The organism is Rhizobium beringeri, from assembly GCF_004306515.1.
Lineage (GTDB): Bacteria > Pseudomonadota > Alphaproteobacteria > Rhizobiales > Rhizobiaceae > Rhizobium > Rhizobium beringeri.
In genome coordinates this window covers 30579-51893 of sequence record NZ_SILG01000007.1, presented here as the reverse complement: position 1 = coordinate 51893, position 21315 = coordinate 30579, and the positions used below count along the sequence as shown (strand labels likewise).

Genomic DNA, 21315 nt, shown 5'->3' with positions numbered 1-21315 from the left:
GGCCATGCCCGAAACGCTCTCAACCGACGCCGATCTCCACCGCATGCCAACCGACCAGGATCTCGGTCGGCTGCAATTCACGACATTGTTGTACTATCTCCACTGCACGAACCCTGACAACGGTCTGGTGCGCGACAAGACAGAACCGAACGCCCCGGCAAGCATCGCGGCGATCGGCATGGCGCTGGCGACCATCCCCGTGGTTGTGGAGCGCGGTGTCCTCATCCGTGAATTTGCGGCAAAGATCACCCGCAGCCGCCTGAGATATCTGTTGGCATGCCCGCAGGGGCCTGAGCGGGATTCATCAGGTTACAAGGGCTTCTTCTATCACTTTCTGGATGTCGAAACGGGCCGCCGAGTTTGGCAATGCGAGCTGTCGACAATCGACTCCGCTTTCCTGTTCGCAGGGGCCTTGACCGTTGCCACCTACTTTGATGGCGACACGGCCGACGAAATGGAAATCCGCCAGCTCGCGATGGCGCTTTACGAGCGTGCAGACTGGAACTGGGCGTGCGATGGCGGGGCAACTTTGACGCACGGCTGGCGTCCCGAAAGTGGTTTCATCCCCTACAGGTGGCGTGGCTATGATGAAGGCCTGCTGCTCTACATCATTGGTTTGGGATCCCCAACTCACCCGTTGCCGCCCGAAACCTATGCCGCCTACACCGAGTCCTACGAATGGAGAAATATCTACGGCCGAGAGCTGCTGTATTCGGGGCCGCTTTTTACCCACCAACTGTCGCACATGTGGATAGACTTTCGAGGCATTCGAGATGTGTTCATGCGCCAGCATGACACCGACTATTTCGAAAACAGCCGACATGCGACGTATGTCCAGCAGGAATACGCAATTCGCAACCCGATGAACTTCGCAGGCTATGGGGAGCATTGTTGGGGATTCACCGCCTGCGATGGACCCGGCTGGGGCAAGCGAACGATCGATGGGGTCGATCGGGAGTTCTTCGACTACATTGCCCGAGGCGCCCCCTTCGGACCTGATGATGGGACCGTGGCGCCCTGGGTCGTTGTCGCCTCGCTGCCGTTCGCGCCGGAGATCGTCGTGCCGACGGTGGGCAATTTTGCGCGGATGAATCTCGGCATGAGCCGGCTTTACGGTTTCAAACCGTCGTTCAACCAGACCTATTCCATGGAAGCCAGTCCGACCGGATGGTGGGTAAGTCCCTATCACTTTGGCATTGACCAAGGACCGGTGGTGCTGATGATCGAAAACTATCGGACCGGCTTGCTCTGGAACATCATGCGAAAATGCAAGCCCATTGTGACCGGGTTGCGCCGAGCAGGTTTTTCGGGGGGATGGCTCTAGGTCGGATGTGTGTATCGTCTCGCGCGGATAGAGCCGACTACCGCCCTCGTTTCAAAGCAGAGGTTGGGCTTCAGGTGAGGCGCCCGATTTCGAGGGGTCGAACAACGCATCGCCGGCTATTTCGTTCACCACGAAATCCCGTTTTTCGGCGCTCTCTTGGCTAGAGACTGGTCATCGTTGACATGGCTGCGGGACATATCCCCCGCAGCTGCCCTATTTTGCGCGCTCGGCCCTATTAGTTTGCGCCAATTAATCCCTCATGAAAATTACATGCTGAACCGCTGGGCCACGTTTATCCGGTTCCTCGATGACGGCCGCATCTGCTCGTCGAATTATTGTGCAGAGCGATCGCTGTGCGGCGTGGCTTTGGGAAGAAAAGCATGGCTGTTTGCCGGTTCTGACCGCGGTGGTCAGCGGGCCGCGATTTATAGCTTGATCGTCACAGCGAAAAATGAACCACATGATCCGCAGGCTTGGCTTGCCGATGTACTTGCCCGTATCGCCGACCATCCGGCCGGCATGACCGACGATTTTCTATCGTGTTGGGGTGGACGGCTCCCCACGGCATCGCAATGTGCCAGAATGAGTTCGTTGAAAGCTCAATCGAGGGAGACCGTCCGTGGAACAGATTATCCGAATTGGTATGGATACGTCAAAGAGTGTGTTCCAATTGCATGGCGTGAACACAGCCGAACAACCAGCCCTTCGCAAGAAGCTGTCGCGTAGGGAGATGGTGAAATTCTTCGAGAAAGCGCCACCGACCACCATCGCACTCGAAGCCTGCGGTGGCTCTCATTATTGGGCGAGGTTGTTAAGTTCGTTTGGTCATGAGGTGAAATTGATCGCGCCGCAACTGGCGAAGCCCTACGTCAAGCGCGGCAAGAATGATGCGGCGGATGCTGAAGCGTTGTGCGAGGCGATGAGCCGCCCCACGATGCGCTTCGTGCCCGTGAAAACCGCCGACCAGCAGGCGGCCTTAATGCTGGTCGGTGTGCGAGAGCGGCTGATCCGCAATCGGACACAGCTTGCCAATGCCATACGCGGTTTTGCCATGGAGTTCGGCATCGTCGCGGCCAAGGGCATGTGCCGGATCGAACCTTTATTGGAGCGAATAGCGGCTGATCAATCCTTGCCGGAACTGGCCCGTGAGCTTTTTGCCATGCATGGCGTTGAGTATCGAGATTTGCTTACCGAAACTAAAGCCGTCGAGGAAAAACTGATTGCGTTGCATCGCTCCGATGAATGCAGCAGGCGCCTGGCCGAAATCCCGGGTGTTGGGCCGGTCGGCGCGTCGCTTTTGATGATGAAGACCCCAGATCCCAAGATGTTTAAGTCGGGTCGCGATTTTGCCGCCTGGATAGGGCTTACACCGAAAGACCATTCGACCGCAGGCAAGGTCAGGCTTGGGGTGATCACTCGTGCGGGCGACGAAATGCTACGAAGCATATTGGTGGTTGGCGCGACTGCTCTTCTTCAGCATGTCAGATTAGGTCGAAGCAGACATACTTCCCGATGGCTGATCGAACTCCTCCAACGGAAGAAACCGAAGCTGGTTGCGGTGGCGCTGGCCAACAAGATCGCCCGTGTCGCCTGGAAGCTCATGGTGAGTGGCGAAACGTATCGGCGGACAGAGGGACAAACACAGGCAGTATAGGAGATCGGCCATCACGGTGAGCACAGAATGAATGCTACCGTGTTGAGCTGATGCTGTGAACTTGCAAGAGAAAAGCAGATGGTGCGATCGATCGATCCAAGACGCGTGACACTCCGTCAATTCCACTGGCCTTTTAAGGTCGTTACCGTGTTAGGAACGCGCGTTGCGGAAACCATCTTGGCCAGTGGTCATGTGCGACCACACACAAAGGCCGCACATATGGAAGCAGGCGATCCGGTCAAAAATATCTGCAAAAAAGCTTGCAAGTGGGAGCCGTCCACATATGGAATTGGAAGGCGCAAGGCCGGCAGCTATTGCTGCGGCCGCGTAAATAATTCCCGAAACAGCTCCTCTGACCGTTGCAGGCCTTCTTGACCGTGATTGGTCGGTAGTTCTTGCGGGCCATTTCAGTAAAAATCAGGCTCGGTTCGGTGCCCACGTCCACAGACCATCCTCACTGTACTCAAGGACCGCGTGATACAGATCACGCGCGTCGTGGGCTTCTCCGCTATTGATGCAGGTGATCGAACGGTCGGAAAGGAGGCGCAGGATCTTGCGGAGTTTTTCGGACCCCAGCGTCGTGTCGACTCGATCCAGGAAGACGACCTGCGGCGGCGCGAGCAGAACTTTCGCAACGGCTAAGAGCTGCTGCTCAGTCAGCGAAAGCGACATTTCCCAGCCTTGTTCCTTATCCAACCCGCCCGCCTGGCTCACGACCCGTTCGAGATCAAGTTCGCGCAACACCTGGAACATTCGGTCATCCGAAATTTCGCCTGCATTCTCCAGAGGCACAAGAATCTGGCGCAACGTCCCTGGCGGCAGATAAGGGCGTTGCTTGAGAAACACGATGTCGTTGGAACCAGGGCGAATTATGCGCCCTGTGCCGGGCGTCGGAATGCCCGCCGTCGCTCTGAACAACGCCGTCCCCGGAGCCTGGCTAGGTCCGGTGAGCAACACGAGGGTCCCGAGCGGGATCGATACCGACAACTCCTTCAGCAGAGGAGTGCCGTTTGATGACAGCAAGGATAGCCCCTCGTAGGCCAACCCCCCCCTCGCTCGACAATCTCGATGGCCGACTCCGCGGTTGTTTGTGATTGTTCGATTGCCTCCAGTAACGAGTTGAGCCGAGCGACCAGTACGGCAAAGTTCGAGATAGAGTGGAACTGGGTGACAATCAGCGAGAACGCGCCTACGAGCATCGCGAAGGCTGCGGCCGACTGTGTGATCACGCCAAACTCGATGTCTCCTCTTATGAATGCCGGAGCGACGATCAGAGCCGGAATGATTTGGATTAGCCAGTTATAGCCGGTGGTGAAGAACCCCACGTTGCGATTGACGGCCGTAATGCGGCGAAAGTTTGCGACCACATCGTCAAGTCGATGCGACAGGAGAATTTGCTGTCGCCCCTCGCCGCGCTCGAGGATGATCGACTCGGCGTTTTCCCGAACATGAATGAGGCTGGAGCGGAAGTTGGCCTCCTTGTCGAGTTGATCGTAGTTCAGATTGATCAGCGGCCGTCCGAGCAGAACCGTCAGATAAGAGCCGCTAGCCGCATAGAAGACAGCCACGACAAACAGCAATGGGCTGATTGACCACAGCACGCTGGAAAAGGCCACTATCGTCAGAGTGCCGTTGAACAGTAACAGGACAAAGGAGAGCGTCGTTCTGGTGAACGCGCGAACGTCATCCGCGATCCGCTGGTCCGGGTTGGTAAGTTGCCCCGAGACATCCAGGCGATAATAGGTGCCATTGGCGAGATAAAGTGTCACAGCGCGCCGGGCTATGAATTCGCGCCAAAGTAGTGCCAACCGTTCTTCGACAAATCGTGCGATGACCGAAAAAACTGTCAATGCAGCGAACACACCGACGTAAAAGATCGCTTGCCGGATGAACTCGGGGGTCTGGCGGTCTGCAATCGCGGTCATGAAGTTTCGGCCGACGTAGCTGTTGACAACGTTGAGGCCGCTTACGCCGAATAACAGCGCAGCGAGCCCCGCGAACATCAAATTGGCCTTCTTGCCGACATCGGAGCTCGAAAAATCGCGAACCGCGCGCGCAAAGCGAACTGCTGTTACCTTGAGCGGAATTTTCTGGCTATTCATGTCATCCTCCCTTTGGCAAGCTCAATGACTTACGACCCAGCCGCAACCGGCGAACGATCGTCTTAACTTGAAATCGTCTTGCCGCTGCTTGACCCTAGGTCTCTATCGCGATTAGCCAGCATTCGACTTACGGAATTCCCGTCTGCTGTCATTTGCCCGCTCTGCTGTCCCATCGACTCCGCGCTCGAGCGAAGAACTGCTCCTCTGGGTTTTGCGGACCTTCCCGGGCAGCAACACGAAGGTCAGGGTCGGGTCGAGAGCGGCTGAAGAAGCCGCCAAGCGCAATCCCAGAGTTTGCTTTCAGGACGTTGTGATGAGCGCAAGCGTATGGCGCGCGATCATCAGTTCCTCATCCGTCGGCAGAACATAGAGTGCAACGCGGCTTGCCGGAGCGGAAATGAGAGTCGCGCCCGCTTCATTGGCCGCGGGATCGAGTTCGGCGCCGAGCCAAGCAAGCCGTTCGCTGATGCGGGCGCGGATCTGGGCTGAGTTCTCCCCGACGCCGGCTGTAAACACGAACGCGTCGAGACCTCCGAGCGCGGCGGCAAGCATGCCGACACTCAGCCCACAGCGATGGACGAAGTGATCGATCGCGAAGGCGGCACGCGCGTCGGCGCTGACAAGAAGATCGCGCATATCACCTGAGAAGCCGGAAAGGCCCTTCAGGCCGGACGACCTGTAGAGGAGATCGGTCACCTCCGCTGCGGTCATGCCCTTTTGATCGATCAAGTACAGCACGACACCGGGATCCATCTGTCCCGGCCGGGTGCTCATCGGCAAGCCGTCGAGCGCAGTGAAGCCCATCGTGGTCTCCACGCTGCGCGCCTCCTTCAGCGCACACATGGAGGCGCCGCTGCCGAGGTGGGCAACAATAACGCGTCCACCTGCAATGCCGGGCGCGACTTCGGTCAAACGCTCGGCGATATATTCGTAGGACAGGCCGTGGAAGCCGTATCGGCGCACGCCATGATCGTAATAGGTCGATGGCAAGGCGTAACAATCCGTATGCGGGGCGTGACCGCGATGGAAAGCCGTGTCGAAACAAGCGACCTGCGGCAGATCCGGATTGATCTCCATGGCGAGCCGGATGGGCGCCAGGTTGTTTGGCTGGTGCAGCGGCGCAAGCTCCTGGAAAGTGGCGAGCGTGTCCAGGATGTCGTGGTTGATCAGGATCGGTTTCGCATAGTCCGGACCGCCATGGACGACACGGTGACCAATTGCCCGGAGCGTGAACCCCTCGAGGGTCTGCAGCCAGGCACGGGTTTCGGAGATGGCCGCCGGCAGGTGATCGACCACGTCTGGCGTATATCGGCGATCGACTAGGACCGTTCCATCGGCGGCGCTCGCCACGAGACGAGGTCGTATGCCGATGCCATCGATCTGGCCCCGGATGCAGCGTTCGGGGCCAGTGTCGGCGATCTCGAAGATCTGAAATTTCAGGCTCGACGAGCCTGCATTGATGACAAGAATTGCGTCCATAGCTCAGGCCGCCACTTCTATTTTACGCCGACGGGCGGCGGCGTAGAGCGTCGTGAGCGAGCACGATGCCAGTCGGCTGCGCACGGAAACCCGAATGCAAGATTAGCACAATTCCCGCGGCGTCGGCATGCCTCCATTGATCGTTGATCAGGCTTCTCATCTTACTGGCTGCTTTTTGTCACCGCGCATCTAAGTGGTCTCCCGGCCAGATAGTTCTCGAGGATTGGACTTGTGCCAAATGCCGGCCGCTTTTTGCGCGAAGTTGCTCCCGGTACGATGCGGAGCCGGGCCTTTATATTTGCTGAGGTCGCAGTAACGCTTCGGGTTTCGACCAATCCGCGCTATAATGAGGATACATGCACTTATCTTCTGCCCCATTTCGGGCTGCTCAGAAGGGGAGAGCTTGATGGCACGCATCACATTAAGACAGTTGCTCGATCACGCCGCAGAAAAATGCTACGGAGTGCCAGCATTCAATATCAACAATATGGAACAGGCCCTCGCGATTATGGAGGCGGCCGATTCTCTCGACGCGCCCGCGATCATGCAGGCTTCTCGGGGCGCCCGAGCCTATGCCAACGACATCATGCTGAAGCACATAATGGATGCCGTCGTCGAAATCTATCCCCACATCCCGGTCTGCGTGCACCTCGATCACGGCAACGCACCGTCCAGTTGCATAACCGCCATTCAAGCCGGCTTCACATCCGTCATGATGGACGGCTCGCTGAAGGCGGATGCCAAAACACCGGCCGATTGGGACTACAATGTCGGGGTCACCAAACAGGTGACGGAGATGGCTCATCTCGGCGGCGTTTCCGTGGAGGGAGAACTCGGCGTCCTAGGTTCGCTGGAGACCGGCATGGGCGAAGCCGAGGACGGCCACGGAGCCGAAGGCAAGCTCTCGCAAGATCAGCTTCTGACTAATCCGGACGAAGCTGTCAAATTCGTCCGCGAAACCAGGGTCGATGCGCTTGCGGTTGCGATGGGCGCATCGCACGGCGCCTACAAGTTCAGCCGCAAGCCGGACGGGTCGGTGCTGGCGATGAACGTCATCGAAGAAATTCACCGTAAGCTCCCGAACACACATCTCGTCATGCATGGCTCGTCCTCGGTCCCGATCGAACTGCAGGAGATCATCAACCAGTACGGCGGCCAGATGAAGCCGACATGGGGCGTGCCGGTCGAGGAAATACAGGGCGGTATCAAGAATGGTGTTCGCAAGATCAACATCGATACCGATGTCCGAATGGCGATGACCGGCCAGGTCCGGCGTATTCTGCAGGAAGACCCCAGCGAATTCGATCCACGCAAATATCTGAAGCCGGCGATGACGGCGCTGACGAAGCTCTGCAAGGAACGGTTCGAACAGTTCGGAACGGCGGGCAAGGCTTCGCAAATCCGGCCGATTCCGCTTTCGGAAATGGCAAAGCGTTACAACTCCGGCGCGCTAGACCCGACTTTTTCTTGATAGCGAATGGGCAGCGGACGCCGGAGCGTCCGCTGCCCTGCCCTCTGCTATTTCATCCAGGCTCTGGCCATGGAAGTCTTCAACGACGTCACGACGTCGATCTCCGCGGCAAGTCGCTGTTCCGTCCATCCGAGCCCCGCTGCGGCAATCCCGCCGACTATACCGGCTGTTCAGAAATCCCGAGCACGCTCTACCGCGGCGATACCGTAAGGCGTGGCAATCGTCGGAAATGCCAGCCGTGCAAGGGCCAGTTTCAGATCTGGCGGTTGGCCTGGCTCAGTCGGTCGGTCCAGCAGGCCAGCAGACTGCTGCAAGACGCTGCCACGAGAAACAATCTGACGCCTCAGGCATCGCCAGTGCGGGCAAGGTGGGGCAAAAGTGCCCTTCAGCGAACGTGTCTATAAAGTCCGCTTTGGGTCGAAAGCGGAAATAATTGCCGCAATAGCCTTCCTGTTGACTGAGGCCCAAAGCCAGGGCACAAAGGTGACATCCACGGTCGCTCGCGGCGGGAAAACAGAGGGTATTTCGATAAGCCATTGAAATCATGTGAGAATCCAGGTTCCCCAGCCAATTCTCCCTAAATCCGCTTAAATCCTTGATTTTCCAGTCGTGCGGATATCGTTTTGGCGTCACTAGAGGATCCACCCACGATGACGCTTCACGTCCGTTATTGCGAGGACGCCTTGTTCCTCCAGATGGAGACTGCTGAAGGTGATCGATGGACTACGTGTACAAACCTCGCCTAGCTACCTAGTGGCGAGCTGTTAGAAGCCTATATTTTAGCCTCTGCAGACGAATAATATGAGGTCTGAGTTGGCTGTCACGGTTTTCATTTCATACTCGCATGCCGACATGAAGCATCTGGAAAGACTTCATAAGCATATGGCTCAACTGCTCAGAGACGGTGTCTTCGAGACGTCGCGCGCGTTGGCCCGAGATGCTTCTTTGGCGGCGGCGATGAAGCTGGTCGCATGACGCCTGCAAGCCTTGCGGCCTGTCCGCCTGCAAGGGAACTTCAATCGTTGTAAAACCCTAAGTGCTAGTGATCTGTGCCAGGCCGGCCCAGGAAGAAAGGGGTGTCTGACGGCGGCCACCAAGGAAGTTGATGCCCGCTGCAGTCTGCTCCGCAGCCCATGACGCATGGAAGAGAGCGGAGAAAGGCCCCCGGCCAATCGCGTCTCTTGAGCTGCTGTCCGCTGTCATCGTCAAGCGCCTCCGCTCGCGATCAGCGCATCCCGTGCGGCACGAAAGGCATCCTGCAGCGCCTTTTGACTTTCGAGCCCCTCAAAGGCATAGCTATTGAGAAACTGACGTCCGGCGAACAGCTTGCGGTCGACGGTGCTCAGTTCGGCTTCCGCGCAGACCGCTGGCCAGTTTGCGGCAATCATCGTGACCTGGTTTTCAATCAGCGTGGCGGCTTCCGCCTCTTTCAGGTGATAATCCGGCGCGCCAGCTAGCAAGGTGGCGAGCGTGCTGGCGCGGCCATCGCCCTTGATCAGCATTGCCTGCGTGGCTTCGTTACCCGTGCGTCCCTGCGGGCAGATATCATAGGCCGGCGTCAGAGTGAGCATCCGGCCGTCCCAGAAGGCGGCATGATTGCGGGCATGGTCGTCGGTGTTGCCGCACAGCACGTTGAAGCAAATCCGCCCGTAGAGTTCCTTGAGCGTATCCTTGGGTGCCGTGAAGTGGCGACGAATCAGCTCGGCCAGGTCTTCGTAAGAGGCATAGCGCGCCATCATCTCATCAAGGCCCAGCATGGTCAGGGCCGAGACCATGGCGTGCCTCCTCCAGCCATCCTTTGTGTGCGTGCGGTCAAAGCGCTCGATCAGCAGCACGTCCTTTTGCGCGGCGCGGGTCATCGCCACGGACGCCGCGTTAAGCCCGCAGGCGGCTGCCAGCTTCATCGCGATGAATTCGGCCTTCACCACGCTGTAGGTGTCGTTGGTTGCCGAGAATTTAGCGATGAATTTCTTCGTCCCGTCATTAATCAGGGCCTTGGGGCGCGCGCCGCCAATCGAGGTGCCATGGTTGAGGGCCAGTTCGAGCGCCGGTGTCAGGGGGACGCCTTTTTCGATGAGGGCGGCCGCTTCCATGAGTTCGTCGAGCGATGCCTGCGCGGCATGGCGGGGGACATACTCTGTTGCCGAGGCCTGAAAATCGAGAGCGCCAATCCGGTCGGAGCCGGACTGGAGCAGATAGGTAAGTTCGCTGATCTCCGGCACGCCGGCAGCGTCGGGCTTCTTGCCCGTCAGCTTGTTGATGATGACCCGGCGGCCCCAGGCATCGGGCGAGCCGTCGCGAATGCAGCTCGCCATCGACAGGCCGTTGATGGGCGCGATAATGCCTTCCTGAAGCGGTAACTCCGGCCCATAGATGGAAATGGCGTTCTTGCGGCGGCGGTAACTGGCGCCATATGTGAAGAACAGGCGCTCGCCATTCTGGTCGAGACGGCCCGCCACCACCGGTTCCGTCGCCCCCGGCAGCCACATCCAGACAAAGGCTTCCGTGGCGTCCGCCTTAGAAGTCATCATCAACCTCCTTCACCGTGTGGCGGACACTCTTGGGCAGCAGGGTCAGTTTTTCATCGAGACGGGTATTGTGCATCTGGAGAGTGCGCTCGTCATAGTCGAACAGGCGCATGCCCACGAGGGACGCGACTTCGAAGACGATGCCGATCTCAGGACCGGGCGCACCTTTTTCGATGCTGGACAATGTCGTCCGGCTGATACCAGCTCGGTCGGCCAGTTCCTGCGCGGTAAGGCCGCGCTCGGCGCGCCCGACGCGGATCAGTTTGCCGAGCATGGCGAGCGCCTGGTGCGTGACTCTGGAGTAGCTTCTCTGACGGGGCACCGTTATGACCTATTTTGTTCATTTGAGTGGACATGAGAGTTTCTCCCGTCCAGAATTTTGGACATCATGCCATGGCGCTTGGGGTGAAGTCAAGTTTTGTTCATTTAATTGGTCATAATGATAGTTTGCGGCCAGAATTTTGTACATGGTACGGGTATAGAATGCGGGCGCGGCAGTTGGCGCGATAGTCGTCGCCTAACGGGCTCGGCCTGAAGGCCCACGAAAAACCATACGGCCCAAGGATTTCGTTGAACGCTTAGCAGGTTACAAGCTGTATGGCTGGAAGAAGACGCGGTCGGATCACATGCAGTGCGAATTCGTCGAGTTCAGGCCGATCTGATTTTGGCCGGTCAATGCACTGAGCTCGAAGATGGCGCGTTTACACGCGTGGCGGCCAGCCCGACGTAAGTGCCGATCAGAACAGTCTGAAGGCGTTCGCCGACCTTCGGTTTTCGATGACGTCCTAGAGAGTCATGGGATCCTCGGGCGGCACCTCCATCAGTTCCCCGTTCCCTTGCGTGTGGCCCGAAGGTATCTATTGTCGACGAATGCCGGGCGGTTGGGAGTATGTAATGTCGGCAATGCCGTTCTCAAAGATTTCGACGCCGCTCAACGCGCTGTTCGCTACAATCGGTCTCTTGGTCGTTGCTACACTAACGACGCACGGCCTTACTGGACAGGAGAGGCTTGTCTTTGAGCTGCTACTTGGGGCAATTTGGCTGGCCTATGTCCTCCAATTGAGCGGCACATTGCTTTCACGGCGACACCGCTTGTCGGGCGGGATGCCGGCCCTCGTGATCGATTTGCTCGCGGTTCTGGTTCCGGCTGCTGCATTCTTGTTCGTCGGGTCCCCTGATCGAAACCTCTATTGCGCCATTTGGCTTTTCAAGCCGTTGCGCGACTCGACCTTCTTCAGGCTGCTGGCAAAGGTGATCGCGAATGAATCGCGCAATCTGCTTGGCGTGACATCAGTGTTCGGCATCGTTCTTTTTGGCGCTGCGTTGGCCGGTTATATCATCGAGCGAGACGTCCAGCCTGATAGGTTCGGCAGCATTCCGCAGGCGATGTGGTGGGCGGTCGTGACGCTGTCGACGACCGGCTACGGTGACGAGATCCCGCAGAGCCTTGCAGGTCGAGTTCTGGCCGGATTGGTGATGATGAGCGGGATTGGTATTTTTGCACTTTGGGCCGGCATCCTCGCCACCGGCTTTTACGAAGAGGTTCGCCGCCAAGACTTCGTTCGCAACTGGCAATTGGTCGCTGCGGTACCCCTGTTCCAGAAGCTTGGTCCCGCTGCACTGATCGAGATCGTTCGGGCGTTGCGACCGCGCATTGTCCCCGCAGGTGCCGTGATCTGCCGCAAGGGCGATGTTGGCGATCAGATGTTCTTCATTGTCGAGGGACGGGTCACCGTGGCGACACCCGACCATCCAGTGGAACTCGGTGCCGGAAACTTCTTTGGCGAGATGGCGCTGATCAGTGGCGAACCTCGCTCAGCGACGGTCAGCGCAGCAACCGAGGTATCGCTGCTGTCGCTCTACGCCGTGGATTTCCAGATGTTGTCGACCAGTAGTCCGGAGATCGCGGAGACCATCCGCAAGACGGCGCTGGAGCGGCGGGGCGGGCCGGCGAAGGAATAATCCAAGCCTGATGGCTGCGGCATTGCAGCAGCCGGCGGAGGTTACGCCTCGACCGGCTCATAGCGAGCTCCCCTGGCCTTGCCGGCAGCGATTAGGCTCGAAATATCGGCTTGCGGGGCTTCAGGGGTTCCAATGTCATGATTGCCCGGCAGCTTCCAGAATGAGCTTGGTGATCTCATTCGGATGTGAAATGAGCGACAGATGGCTGGATTCAAGTTCGATGGCTTTAGCGCCCATGCGTCTGGCCATGAAACGCTGCAGGTCTGGATTTATCGTTCCATCTTGCGTCGAAACGGCGTAGTAGCTTGGCTTGGAACGCCAAGCAGCGTTTGAGGTTTTGCCGGTGAGCAACGCCTTTTGGAATGGTTGTTGAACGGCATAGAGAACCCTCGCCCTGGCCTCGGGAAGGTCGCCCCCGAAATCGCGCAGGAACGCTTCCTCCGTCAGCCGTCCTTCGTCGCCGTCGAAGACAATGCCCGCGGTTGCGGGTGGCGTCGGGTAGGTTTTTGCCAAAGCTGCATAGTCCTCACCTGCATCCGGTGCTCGGGCAGCGACATAAACCAGTGAAGAGACGTTCGGATGTACACCTGCTTCGGTGAGGATCATTCCCGAAAAGGAGTGGCCGACAAAGACGGTCGGACCGTCCTGCCGGTCGAGGATGCGCCGGGCGGCCGCCACGGCATCGGGCAGCGTAGTGAGCGGGTTCTGGACCGCCGTGCAGTTTAGGCCCTTCGCTTGCAGCAGGGCGATAACCTCGGTCCAGCATGATCCGTCGGCGAAAAGTCCATGTACGAGAACGACATTGCGCGCCTTTGGAGGCGTGTGGGTGGCGGCCAGGCCGGCATGTGTCGCAACAAGTGACGTGGCGGCGCCGACGAGCAAAGTTTTCGAAAATGTGCGTCTGTTCATCATCATGATCGAATCTCCTTCGTTTGCGAAGCGGTAGGATTATTTGAACTCGGTCCGGACCGGCATCTCAGATTGACATGCCGCCGGAGACCTCGATGCGTTGGGCATTGACCCAGCGGTTGTCCTCAGAGAGCAGCGAGGCAATCATCGGACCGATATCGTCGGGCAGGCCGGCGCGGCCCAGCGCCGTCATTTCGGCGATGCGCTGGTTCAGATCCGGATTGTCGCGGACCATACCGCCGCTAAAGTCGGTCTGGATGGCGCCGGGCGCAACGACATTGACGGCGATGCGACGCGGTCCCAGCTCCTTTGCCATGTATCGGGTCAGCACCTCGACCGCTCCCTTCATCGCACCGTAGGCAGCGCTGCCAGGAACGATGATGCGAGTGAGGCCGCTCGACAGGTTGACAATCCGGCCGCCGTCATTGATCAGCGGCAAGAGCTTCTGCGTCAAGAAGAAAACACCCTTGAAGTGCACATTGTAAAGCATGTCCAGTTCATCCTCCGTCGTCGCCTCGATGCTGTTGTGGTGCGAGGTTCCGGCATTGTTGACGAGGTAGTCGAAGCGCTCGGCGGCGCCGAGATCGGCAAGCGCCAGCTTTACGGCGTCGACGAAAGGATCGAAACCGTGGGCGTCGCCGGTGTCGAGCTTGAGGGCAATGGCTTTGGCGCCGGCTTCAGCAACCAGGGCCACGACCTTTTCGGCTTCCGCCCTGCTGGAATTGTAGGTGAGGATCGAGTCGACACCACGTTTGGCGAGGTTGAGCACGGTGTTGCGGCCCAGCCCGCGGCTGCCGCCGGTGACGATTGCGATTTTGCGTTCGGAATTCTGTGTCATCGCCGTTCTCCTTTGTTGATGACGGTGAACATAAGAGGGCGAAGCACGGGCGAACATGCCGGAACCGGCTTCTTTCTTGCCTGATCCTGCCTCCAGCGTTAATTTGGAATTCCAGATTTGCGGGGGATCCGATTGAGCACTCTTTCGATGTTGCATGATGCCGTCGTCGCCGCGTTTGCAGCTCATGGAAACGGGAGCCCCTATTTCACCGCGATCGACGGACTGGCCTTGCTCCGATCCTTCTCCGAGCGGCATCCGAACCACCTGATCCACCGGCCAGCGCTCTGCATCGTGGTGCAGGGCGCGAAATGGACGACGTTCGGCGAACGGAGGCTCCATTATCGCACTAGCCAGGCCATGGTCGTCAGCGTCGAGATGCCGGGTGCAAGCCAGGTGGTGCACGGCGCGCCGGATGCGCCCTATCTCAGCGCCGTCATCGAACTCGACCAGGCGATCCTACGCGAAGTCTATGAGAGCATGGAGGCACCGCCCACTCCGGCCTCCGACGAGCATGCCGCCGCCTTCGTTATGGAGCTCAATGAGGCGATCCTCGGCTGCGCCGCGCGCGCCGTCAGCCTGCTTGGCGAGCCGCAGGCAATCCCGCTGCTCTATCCCGGCGTCAAGCGCGAACTCTGCTACCGCCTGCTGGCCGGGCCACATGGCGGTGTCTTCGCCCGCATGGTCGTCGGCGCGGAGCGAAACCGGCGTCTGGTCGAAGCGATCCACGCATTGCGTGGCAATTTCGACAAGCAGGTCCGCGTCGATGATCTTGCCGCGCTCGCCGGCCTGAGCCCGACAGCCTTCCATCGTCAGTTCAAGGCAATGACCGCGATGACACCGGTGCAGTTTCAAAAGCAGATCCGCCTGATGGAGGCGCGCCGGCTGATGCTGTCGCGCGAAATGTCGGCGGAAACGGTCGCCTTTGAGGTGGGCTATGCCAGCCCCTCACAGTTCAGCCGGGAATATGCCCGGCTGTTCGGGGCTCCGCCACGCCGAGACATCGGAAAGCTCCTGTCGGCCTGACTGTTTCAGGGTGCACGCTGAAACTACGCATGACCGCTGTTGGCGGCGCAAAGCATCGAAGTGCAAGGGGTCGCGACCGCGTCGGATTGAAGGCGGCTCTTTCACGGCGGCGGAAATGAAAGTACCAGCACCGTCAAGGAATACGAGCGGCGACGGAGAACCGATTTTCAATTCGATGCAGCGGATGGCCTGCCGGAAGGCAGTCCGCGTCGCGCAATCTTCCGAACTACGGTTTTGAGACTCACGGGCGTCGACATGACTAGGCCGGATCGAGCCGCCTGCGCTATCGACGTCTCGATGAAGTCGGCATCGATCTCGGACGGATCGATCGGCGCATAGTCCAGACCATTCGCCGTCGGCATGAGAAGCCCTACGCGCAGGTCAGGCTTAAGTCGCTTCAGTCGTCGAACGATCTGACGGGCGCGAGACTTCGAATTGCCGTTTAGATATATGACGATCGCCGTGTCGACCCCGTCGATGGGAAAAGCGAGAGATCCTCGCGCGGCATGGTCGGAATATGATGACGTCGTTGACGTTGCTCCCTGGACCTCCAGCACCTGCGAAAGCATCGCGGCGGCCGCATCGTCCAGACCGCCGCGGCCTCCGATGCACAATAAGGAGCGGCCCTGGCCATCGGGAAGTTCCAGTTCGAAACCCGTTTCGAGACCGGCGTCCGATGCGGTCTCGTCCTCGTTCTCCTCCTCCTCTGCAATGTCCGACAGGTTCTCCACCAAAGACAGCGAGCTGGACGCCACCAGAATGATCTGGTTTTCCGACAATACGCCGCGCTGACGGTCGGTCTCGCCAAGCAGGAGCGCAGGAAGGCCCACATTGTCGTAATAGTCGACGAGATATTCCTCTTGCAGGAACTCCTCGGCGTTGTCGGAGGCTTCGTTCGGATCGCCCGCGAGCAGACGCTGGTAGAGCTTCTCGTGAGGCTCCAGAACCGGCTCGTTGCCAAGCAGGACATCGAGGACGCCGAACTGGGGGACATGTCTTCCGAGCACGACCAGACAGACAGTCAAAGGCGTCGAGAGCATCAGTCCCAGCGGCCCCCATAGCCACGACCAGAAGATCGCCGAAATAATGATCGCCAGAGGCGAAAGACCGGTGTTGGCCCCGTAGAGCCACGGCTCGAGCACGTTGTTGCTGATCAGTTCTGTCGTCAGATAGAGAGCGCCGACCCAGACCACGAGCGACCAGCCAGGCGCGATCGCGAGGGCCAGAAACAACGGAAGGATCATGCCGATAATCGCGCCGATATATGGCACGAACCGCAGAACAAGTGTGAGCAGCCCCCAGAGGATGGCGTTCGGAATGCCGAGCGCCCACAGGCCCATGGAGATCGGCACGGCGTAGAGCGTGTTCACCACCAACTGCATCAGCAGGTATCGCCCGACCCGCTTGCCTGCGTCCTGGAGAGCCGCGGTCGTCCGGTGAAGGTCTCCCAAACCAACCAGCCGGATGAAACGGTCGCGCAGGTCTTCTCGCTCGAGGAGCATGAAGATCACCAGCACGACCACGAGACCAGCGGTCGCGAAGGGGCTGATGAGCGGCAGAAGAAGGTTGCCTAGCGTCTGGATCGGATCGGAACGTGTAACGATCTCGACTGGCATCGGTTCGCGAGTCGTGGGCGTCTGGGCGGTCGGGCTCTTGCTTTCGATGGCCCGCGTCTGGATCTCGGCGCCGACACGTTCGACTGCTCTGCTCAGATGGTCGAGGACGCCGTTTCCGGCGCCCGCTTGGGCGAGAGAATGAACCTTGTCGACCAGGTTTCTTTGATAGGTGGGGATGTTCTCTGCAAGGTTCGTCACCTGCGTCGCCACGACGATGCTGAATACGGCGATCGCGCAAAACGCCGACACGACGGCGAGAAGAACAGCGGCGATTTTTGGAACAGAGCGCTTGCGAAGGAAAGAGACGATCGGGGCCAGCGTGAACGAAAGGAGAAGCGACAGCGCGAGGGGAACGAAGATCTCCTGGCCCAGCCGGAGGATGACGGCCACTCCAATGAGGATCAATATTGTGCTGCCCGACAGCTTGCTGCGAAGCTCCCCCTCTGCAAGTCGATAGGGTTCGCCGGTCGGCGCCTTGGTGGTCTTCGAAAGTTCCGCGCTGCTCACCGCCCACCCCTATCTTCAAAGGAAAACCTATGCGCTCGACATGGATGGAGGCGCACATCGTATGCGTAAGTGCTCAGTCATATCGCAGGCTGGCCTTCAAGTCTCTGAGTTCGCCGTCCTGTCTAAGCTCGGCTTGCTCGGTGCCGAGGCGACAGGCGTCGTTGGTCGCCGATATCACCTCGTTCAATTGGTCGATCTGCCCTGGAAGATGCAGCGGGCCGAGGTCGCCCTTATCACAACGACGGCAAGGGCAACGCCGATCGTGGACGGCAGAAATGCCTTCACTGCGACCGCGACGGCGTTTCTTCTGTAATCACATAACTTGTCCACTCGCACTCCTCAATTCGATGGGGTGCGATCATTACCTTGAGCACCCGCCTTGAACGCATCGACCTCCGTGATCAGGCGATCCTTAACCGCGTCGTGGGCATCTGACGCGACCGATGCGGCCTTTTCGTAGACCTCCGAGGCGACCTCTTTGCTTTGGTCGACAACATCCAATGCCTCGGCGGTGAGCCGCTCTTTCGTGGAATCGGCGGCGTCACCGAGCAATTCGTCTTCGGTGTCGGTGTGTGGCAACGCCGCGCCGATAGCCGCGCCCACCGCAAAAGCTAATGCACCGCCGACCAGCGGCTGATCGCGAAACTGGGTAAGGATCGCCTGATTGAGTTTGGTGGTTTGTTCCTGGAGGCTTGTCGCCGCCGAAGAAGATCGGTCAGACACCGAGCCGGCAACTGCACTCGCGGCGTCTTTTGCCTGCTCCCATCTCTCCGCTGCCCAGCCCGTTGCCGCGTCGAACATCGCACCCACCTCGTCGCTGATCTGATCGACCTGCCTGCCGCTGGCGTCCGCAAACCCACGGTAGGTCTTGCCGGCTTCGTCGACGAAGTGTCCAGCACGGCGTCCGGTTTCATCGGTCAGCGCTTTCAGCCTCTTGCCGGAGCTGTCCGCGAAATGGCTGTAGCGCATTCCGTTTTCGATCTCGGGAGGGCCAAGACGGCGGACCGGTCCGTTCACCGGATACAGGGGATACTCAGCCGCGGTCAGGGAACTGGCAGACACATTTGAAGAGGAGGTTCCCTTTGCCATCAGCCAGGCTAGGCTCACCCCCATCAACGCGACAGGCAGGGGATTTTCCTTGAGGGCTTGGCCGAGGTTGCTGACGTATTTTCCCCCGCCACTGCTCTTTGCATAGGCCAAGATCTCATCGATCAACTGGCCTGGCGACATTCGCTCCTGAATGGCGTCGATGCGATCTCCGATCCGCCGGCGATCTTGATCAATCTCCTGCTGAAGGTCAGCAGATGTTCTTCCAACTGTCGTTTCCATCAGATCTTCTCCTTGACAACATTGGCATCACGGCGAAGCGAGGTCGCGGTTCGATCCAATTTCAAGTTGCTTCCACGAAGTGCCGCCAGGCCACGGGAAACCAACGCCCACGCGATGACTGCGATCACGACGCCGACGATTAGGGACGCGAGGGCACTGGCACTTGTCTCTGTAAAACCCTCGGTTACCAGGAACGCCGCAAGCCCTCCAACGAGGGCGCCCAACAGGACGCCGACAGCGCCAATCGCCAGGACAAGCCCGAAAACAAGCACTTCGACACCGCTAAGCACCTGCGAGAACTTTTCGGACGCCTCGGTCTTGGCGAGATCGATTTCCTTGCGAAGCAGCCCAGTGACATCGGCCACGAGACCGCCAACGAGCTCTGAGAGAGGGGTACTATCGGCAGACTTAACCATTGATTTCTCCTCCCGTCGCCGATGACCCCGAGCGTCCAACTGCAACGGTTTGGCCAATCGCTTCCGTGGGCGATCGCTTGGCGGAGGCGGTTAAAAACCTGCTTGCACTCAAGCCCGCAAGTGCCGCAATTCCAAGAAATGCTAGCGGTTGCTTGCGGCCGAATTCCTCGGCCATCACCGCGATTTCGCCGAGGTCCTTGCCTTCCATTCGTTTGGCCGCGGTCTGGACGCTTCGTCCGATCTGCCTGGCATACCGTCCGACCTCTGGCTGGTCGGATGCCTCCAGTTCCGCGCCGACCTTCTCAAGCGCCGTCGCGATGCCGCCAACCTGGCGGGCTGCGAAGTAGGTTTGCTCGGAAATAGCCTCGTTGACCTTTTCGACGGCGGTATCGGCGCCTTCCTTTATGGTGTCTCTGGCCGCGGTGACATCATCGGCCAACTTAGATTTCAAGTCCGCGAGTGAAGGCTCCGCCTGCGGGGGCGCAGGCGCTCTTGGAGATGGCGTGGATGTTTGCGATGACGGCCTTGGCGGGCCATTTAATTCTGTGAATTCGCTTGGCACTGTAGCCTCCCATGGCTTAACAAAAGCGGCCCTGGCCGCAATCCTAAACCTCGACTGGAGGCCTTTGTTCCCAGTCCTGAGCGCTGTCGCTCTTTTTGACATTTGACGTCTCCGGCGAGGGCGCGAAGAGCGTTCCCAGGCCCTGATGCCGGCGTACCGATCAACCCGCGGGCGGGAAGCCGTCGACCGCCGGCGAGCTGCCTGGCAAGACACGGCGGAGTCATGCTTGAGGCTCCAAACGTTATTGCGGATTTCAGGTGCAATCTGTGAAAAGACATAACGCGGCTGCGCTGCAAGCGGTCGACGATCGCAATCTAGGGGCCGAAGGACGGCCAAGAGTGGGCGCTGAAGCTCGTGTGAAAAGCGGCGCCCGGCGGCTGAATGTTGGAACCGCCGGGCCGGGGCCTGCTACTTGACGACATTCACATTCATGATGGTCTCGTCGATCCTCCGATTTCCGGAGGGAGATCTGACAACGATCTTGTCGCTGCCGAACATGAGGATATCCGACGTCAGGGTGAGTACCCATCGTTGAGAACGGTGATGTCGAAGCGACCATGCTTCAGCTTGTGAAACCCACCCGCGAGCACGCCGGGCGGAAGGATCGCCTTTCGCGAAACCATTTCAATCTCCTTCCTCAATGGGCAGACGCCGGCGTCCGCACAGGTTTCGGGAGTTTGCCGTCTGCCCATCGGAAACGCGAGTGTTTTCCTGTGAGATCTTGTTAGTGCCGTGGTCTGAAAGTTGCGTTTCCGACGTAACAAAGCTAGAAAGTTTCAGTGCCGTTACCGGATTGGATCGAGCGATGGCTGTAGAAGTGTCTCCCTCCACGGGTGATCCTGACTTCAACGAGCCTGGCATTTTTAGCTGGAACCTCAGGGCTGACGTGGTTTTCGGCGACAGCGCGATTGCGCGCCTTTACGGTTTCAGTGCCGAAACAGCCTTGAACGGCCAGCCGATGTCTTCGTACCTCTGCCGTGTTCATCCTGACGACCTACCCTCGGTGGCGCTTGATATTCACAACGCGATAGCGGGCGGTAAGCCTTATCACTGCGAATATCGGGTGCGGGACGCCAACGACAAGTTTCTCGACGTCGTTTCGTTGGGTCGGTGCTTCCGCAGCACCGACCGGGAACCATCGCAATTTGCCGGGATCATCTACCCCGTCGACCCGTACGTGAAATCCAACGACGATCTGCACGAGACTTGCATGACTGCCATTCGCCTGGCGAAAGAAGCGGGACGCGAGCGCGTCGCCACCAGGCTGGCTTCCATCATTCTTGAGATGGATCCCGTAAGCCGGTGACTTTCAGCGTGAACGAGAACACGCTTCCAGCGGGATCGTTCGGCGACGACCACCCAAATCTTTCCATCGTTCGTTTTTCCAGACTCGCCGGCAGTTCCCGGTTGAACGAGCTCCGTCCATTTCCGGACCACCTTGTCTCTTTGAGGATAGCGCCGGATGCGAACCTGAATCGTTAAGCACACGTAAATCGCAAATCGCTAATCTTCGGTCGCATAAGCACAGCTACCATAACCAGTAGCTGCACGCGAGGACGAGCCGGATGCGGATTAGCACGATCACAAACTGGGCC

General features: G+C 58.9%; 16 protein-coding genes and 2 pseudogenes. 8 read left to right on the top strand and 10 right to left on the bottom strand.

Annotated elements, in window-relative coordinates:
• The first annotated feature begins 4 nt into the window (after nt 1–4).
• The 3 genes and pseudogenes from ELH03_RS36310 (at nt 5) to ELH03_RS36300 (ending at nt 2978) form a co-directional block, all read left to right on the top strand.
• Nucleotides 5–1324: a glucoamylase family protein gene (locus ELH03_RS36310; RefSeq protein ID WP_165420560.1), complete on the top strand. Its 1320-nt coding sequence runs from the start codon at nt 5–7 to the stop codon at nt 1322–1324.
• Between the two features lie 264 nt (nt 1325–1588).
• Nucleotides 1589–1838 (top strand): annotated as a pseudogene (locus ELH03_RS38880) (IS66 family transposase); the annotation flags it as partial.
• A 105-nt stretch (nt 1839–1943) separates the two neighbouring features.
• Nucleotides 1944–2978, top strand: coding sequence for an IS110 family RNA-guided transposase (locus ELH03_RS36300; protein WP_128405660.1), 1035 nt, complete (start codon nt 1944–1946; stop codon nt 2976–2978).
• Between the two features lie 417 nt (nt 2979–3395).
• Here ELH03_RS36300 and ELH03_RS36295 read toward each other — a convergent pair.
• Together ELH03_RS36295 and ELH03_RS36290 are read right to left on the bottom strand one after the other, a co-directional pair.
• Nucleotides 3396–5080 (bottom strand): annotated as a pseudogene (locus tag ELH03_RS36295) (ABC transporter ATP-binding protein/permease).
• Nucleotides 5081–5380: 300 nt separating this feature from the next.
• Entirely contained in the window at nt 5381–6559 is a 1179-nt protein-coding gene (locus ELH03_RS36290; protein ID WP_130767662.1) for an acetate/propionate family kinase, read from the bottom strand.
• Between the two features lie 406 nt (nt 6560–6965).
• Here ELH03_RS36290 and fba point away from each other — a divergent pair, with 406 nt between their 5' ends.
• Entirely contained in the window at nt 6966–8030 is a 1065-nt protein-coding gene (fba, locus tag ELH03_RS36285) for a class II fructose-bisphosphate aldolase (RefSeq protein ID WP_130767661.1), read from the top strand.
• Nucleotides 8031–9235: 1205 nt separating this feature from the next.
• On the opposite strand, the gene ELH03_RS36270 is transcribed toward fba, so the two are convergent.
• On the bottom strand, nt 9236–10558 hold the full coding sequence (locus tag ELH03_RS36270) for a type II toxin-antitoxin system HipA family toxin (protein ID WP_130767660.1): 1323 nt from the start codon (nt 10556–10558) through the stop codon (nt 9236–9238).
• On the bottom strand, nt 10548–10832 hold the full coding sequence (locus ELH03_RS36265; RefSeq protein WP_075225148.1) for a helix-turn-helix transcriptional regulator: 285 nt from the start codon (nt 10830–10832) through the stop codon (nt 10548–10550). Before ELH03_RS36265 ends, ELH03_RS36270 begins: the two co-directional genes overlap by 11 nt.
• A 620-nt stretch (nt 10833–11452) precedes the next feature.
• On the opposite strand from ELH03_RS36265, the gene ELH03_RS36260 reads away from it, so the two are divergent.
• Nucleotides 11453–12520: a cyclic nucleotide-gated ion channel gene (locus tag ELH03_RS36260; protein ID WP_128403702.1), complete on the top strand. Its 1068-nt coding sequence runs from the start codon at nt 11453–11455 to the stop codon at nt 12518–12520.
• Nucleotides 12521–12655: 135 nt separating this feature from the next.
• Here ELH03_RS36260 and ELH03_RS36255 read toward each other — a convergent pair whose 3' ends face one another.
• The gene (locus tag ELH03_RS36255) at nt 12656–13435 is read right to left on the bottom strand and encodes an alpha/beta fold hydrolase (RefSeq protein ID WP_130767659.1); all 780 of its coding nucleotides are present in this window, start codon (nt 13433–13435) and stop codon (nt 12656–12658) included.
• 61 nt (nt 13436–13496) lie between these two features.
• Entirely contained in the window at nt 13497–14267 is a 771-nt protein-coding gene (locus ELH03_RS36250; RefSeq protein ID WP_130767658.1) for an SDR family NAD(P)-dependent oxidoreductase, read from the bottom strand.
• Nucleotides 14268–14399: 132 nt separating this feature from the next.
• On the opposite strand from ELH03_RS36250, the gene ELH03_RS36245 reads away from it, so the two are divergent.
• The gene (locus ELH03_RS36245; RefSeq protein WP_105005241.1) at nt 14400–15290 is read left to right on the top strand and encodes an AraC family transcriptional regulator; all 891 of its coding nucleotides are present in this window, start codon (nt 14400–14402) and stop codon (nt 15288–15290) included.
• 167 nt (nt 15291–15457) lie between these two features.
• Here ELH03_RS36245 and ELH03_RS36240 read toward each other — a convergent pair whose 3' ends face one another.
• On the bottom strand, nt 15458–17413 hold the full coding sequence (locus ELH03_RS36240; RefSeq protein ID WP_130767657.1) for an AI-2E family transporter: 1956 nt from the start codon (nt 17411–17413) through the stop codon (nt 15458–15460).
• Nucleotides 17414–17474: 61 nt separating this feature from the next.
• Between ELH03_RS36240 and ELH03_RS36235 the strand changes: the two genes are divergently transcribed.
• Nucleotides 17475–17726, top strand: coding sequence for a hypothetical protein (locus ELH03_RS36235; RefSeq protein WP_130660504.1), 252 nt, complete (start codon nt 17475–17477; stop codon nt 17724–17726).
• A 26-nt stretch (nt 17727–17752) separates the two neighbouring features.
• Here ELH03_RS36235 and ELH03_RS36230 read toward each other — a convergent pair whose 3' ends face one another.
• From ELH03_RS36230 to ELH03_RS36220, 3 genes are read right to left on the bottom strand one after another with little or no spacing between them, the layout of a single operon-like run.
• Nucleotides 17753–18742: a DUF3618 domain-containing protein gene (locus ELH03_RS36230; RefSeq protein WP_130660505.1), complete on the bottom strand. Its 990-nt coding sequence runs from the start codon at nt 18740–18742 to the stop codon at nt 17753–17755.
• Nucleotides 18742–19158, bottom strand: coding sequence for a phage holin family protein (locus tag ELH03_RS36225; protein WP_130660506.1), 417 nt, complete (start codon nt 19156–19158; stop codon nt 18742–18744). Before ELH03_RS36225 ends, ELH03_RS36230 begins: the two co-directional genes overlap by 1 nt.
• The gene (locus tag ELH03_RS36220; RefSeq protein ID WP_105009648.1) at nt 19151–19720 is read right to left on the bottom strand and encodes a nutrient deprivation-induced protein; all 570 of its coding nucleotides are present in this window, start codon (nt 19718–19720) and stop codon (nt 19151–19153) included. Before ELH03_RS36220 ends, ELH03_RS36225 begins: the two co-directional genes overlap by 8 nt.
• An 805-nt stretch (nt 19721–20525) precedes the next feature.
• Between ELH03_RS36220 and ELH03_RS36210 the strand changes: the two genes are divergently transcribed.
• Entirely contained in the window at nt 20526–21026 is a 501-nt protein-coding gene (locus ELH03_RS36210) for a PAS domain-containing protein (RefSeq protein ID WP_165420571.1), read from the top strand.
• Nucleotides 21027–21315 lie beyond the last annotated feature (289 nt).

Coding starts and splice junctions, on each gene's coding strand:
- ELH03_RS36310 (WP_165420560.1), top strand. CDS start 5: ATGCCCGAAACGCTCTCAACCGACGCCGATCTCCACCGCATGCCAACC.
- ELH03_RS36290 (WP_130767662.1), bottom strand. CDS start 6,559: ATGGACGCAATTCTTGTCATCAATGCAGGCTCGTCGAGCCTGAAATTT.
- fba (WP_130767661.1), top strand. CDS start 6,966: ATGGCACGCATCACATTAAGACAGTTGCTCGATCACGCCGCAGAAAAA.
- ELH03_RS36270 (WP_130767660.1), bottom strand. CDS start 10,558: ATGACTTCTAAGGCGGACGCCACGGAAGCCTTTGTCTGGATGTGGCTG.
- ELH03_RS36265 (WP_075225148.1), bottom strand. CDS start 10,832: ATGCTCGGCAAACTGATCCGCGTCGGGCGCGCCGAGCGCGGCCTTACC.
- ELH03_RS36260 (WP_128403702.1), top strand. CDS start 11,453: ATGTCGGCAATGCCGTTCTCAAAGATTTCGACGCCGCTCAACGCGCTG.
- ELH03_RS36255 (WP_130767659.1), bottom strand. CDS start 13,435: ATGATGATGAACAGACGCACATTTTCGAAAACTTTGCTCGTCGGCGCC.
- ELH03_RS36250 (WP_130767658.1), bottom strand. CDS start 14,267: ATGACACAGAATTCCGAACGCAAAATCGCAATCGTCACCGGCGGCAGC.
- ELH03_RS36235 (WP_130660504.1), top strand. CDS start 17,475: ATGCGTAAGTGCTCAGTCATATCGCAGGCTGGCCTTCAAGTCTCTGAG.
- ELH03_RS36230 (WP_130660505.1), bottom strand. CDS start 18,742: ATGGAAACGACAGTTGGAAGAACATCTGCTGACCTTCAGCAGGAGATT.
- ELH03_RS36225 (WP_130660506.1), bottom strand. CDS start 19,158: ATGGTTAAGTCTGCCGATAGTACCCCTCTCTCAGAGCTCGTTGGCGGT.
- ELH03_RS36210 (WP_165420571.1), top strand. CDS start 20,526: ATGGCTGTAGAAGTGTCTCCCTCCACGGGTGATCCTGACTTCAACGAG.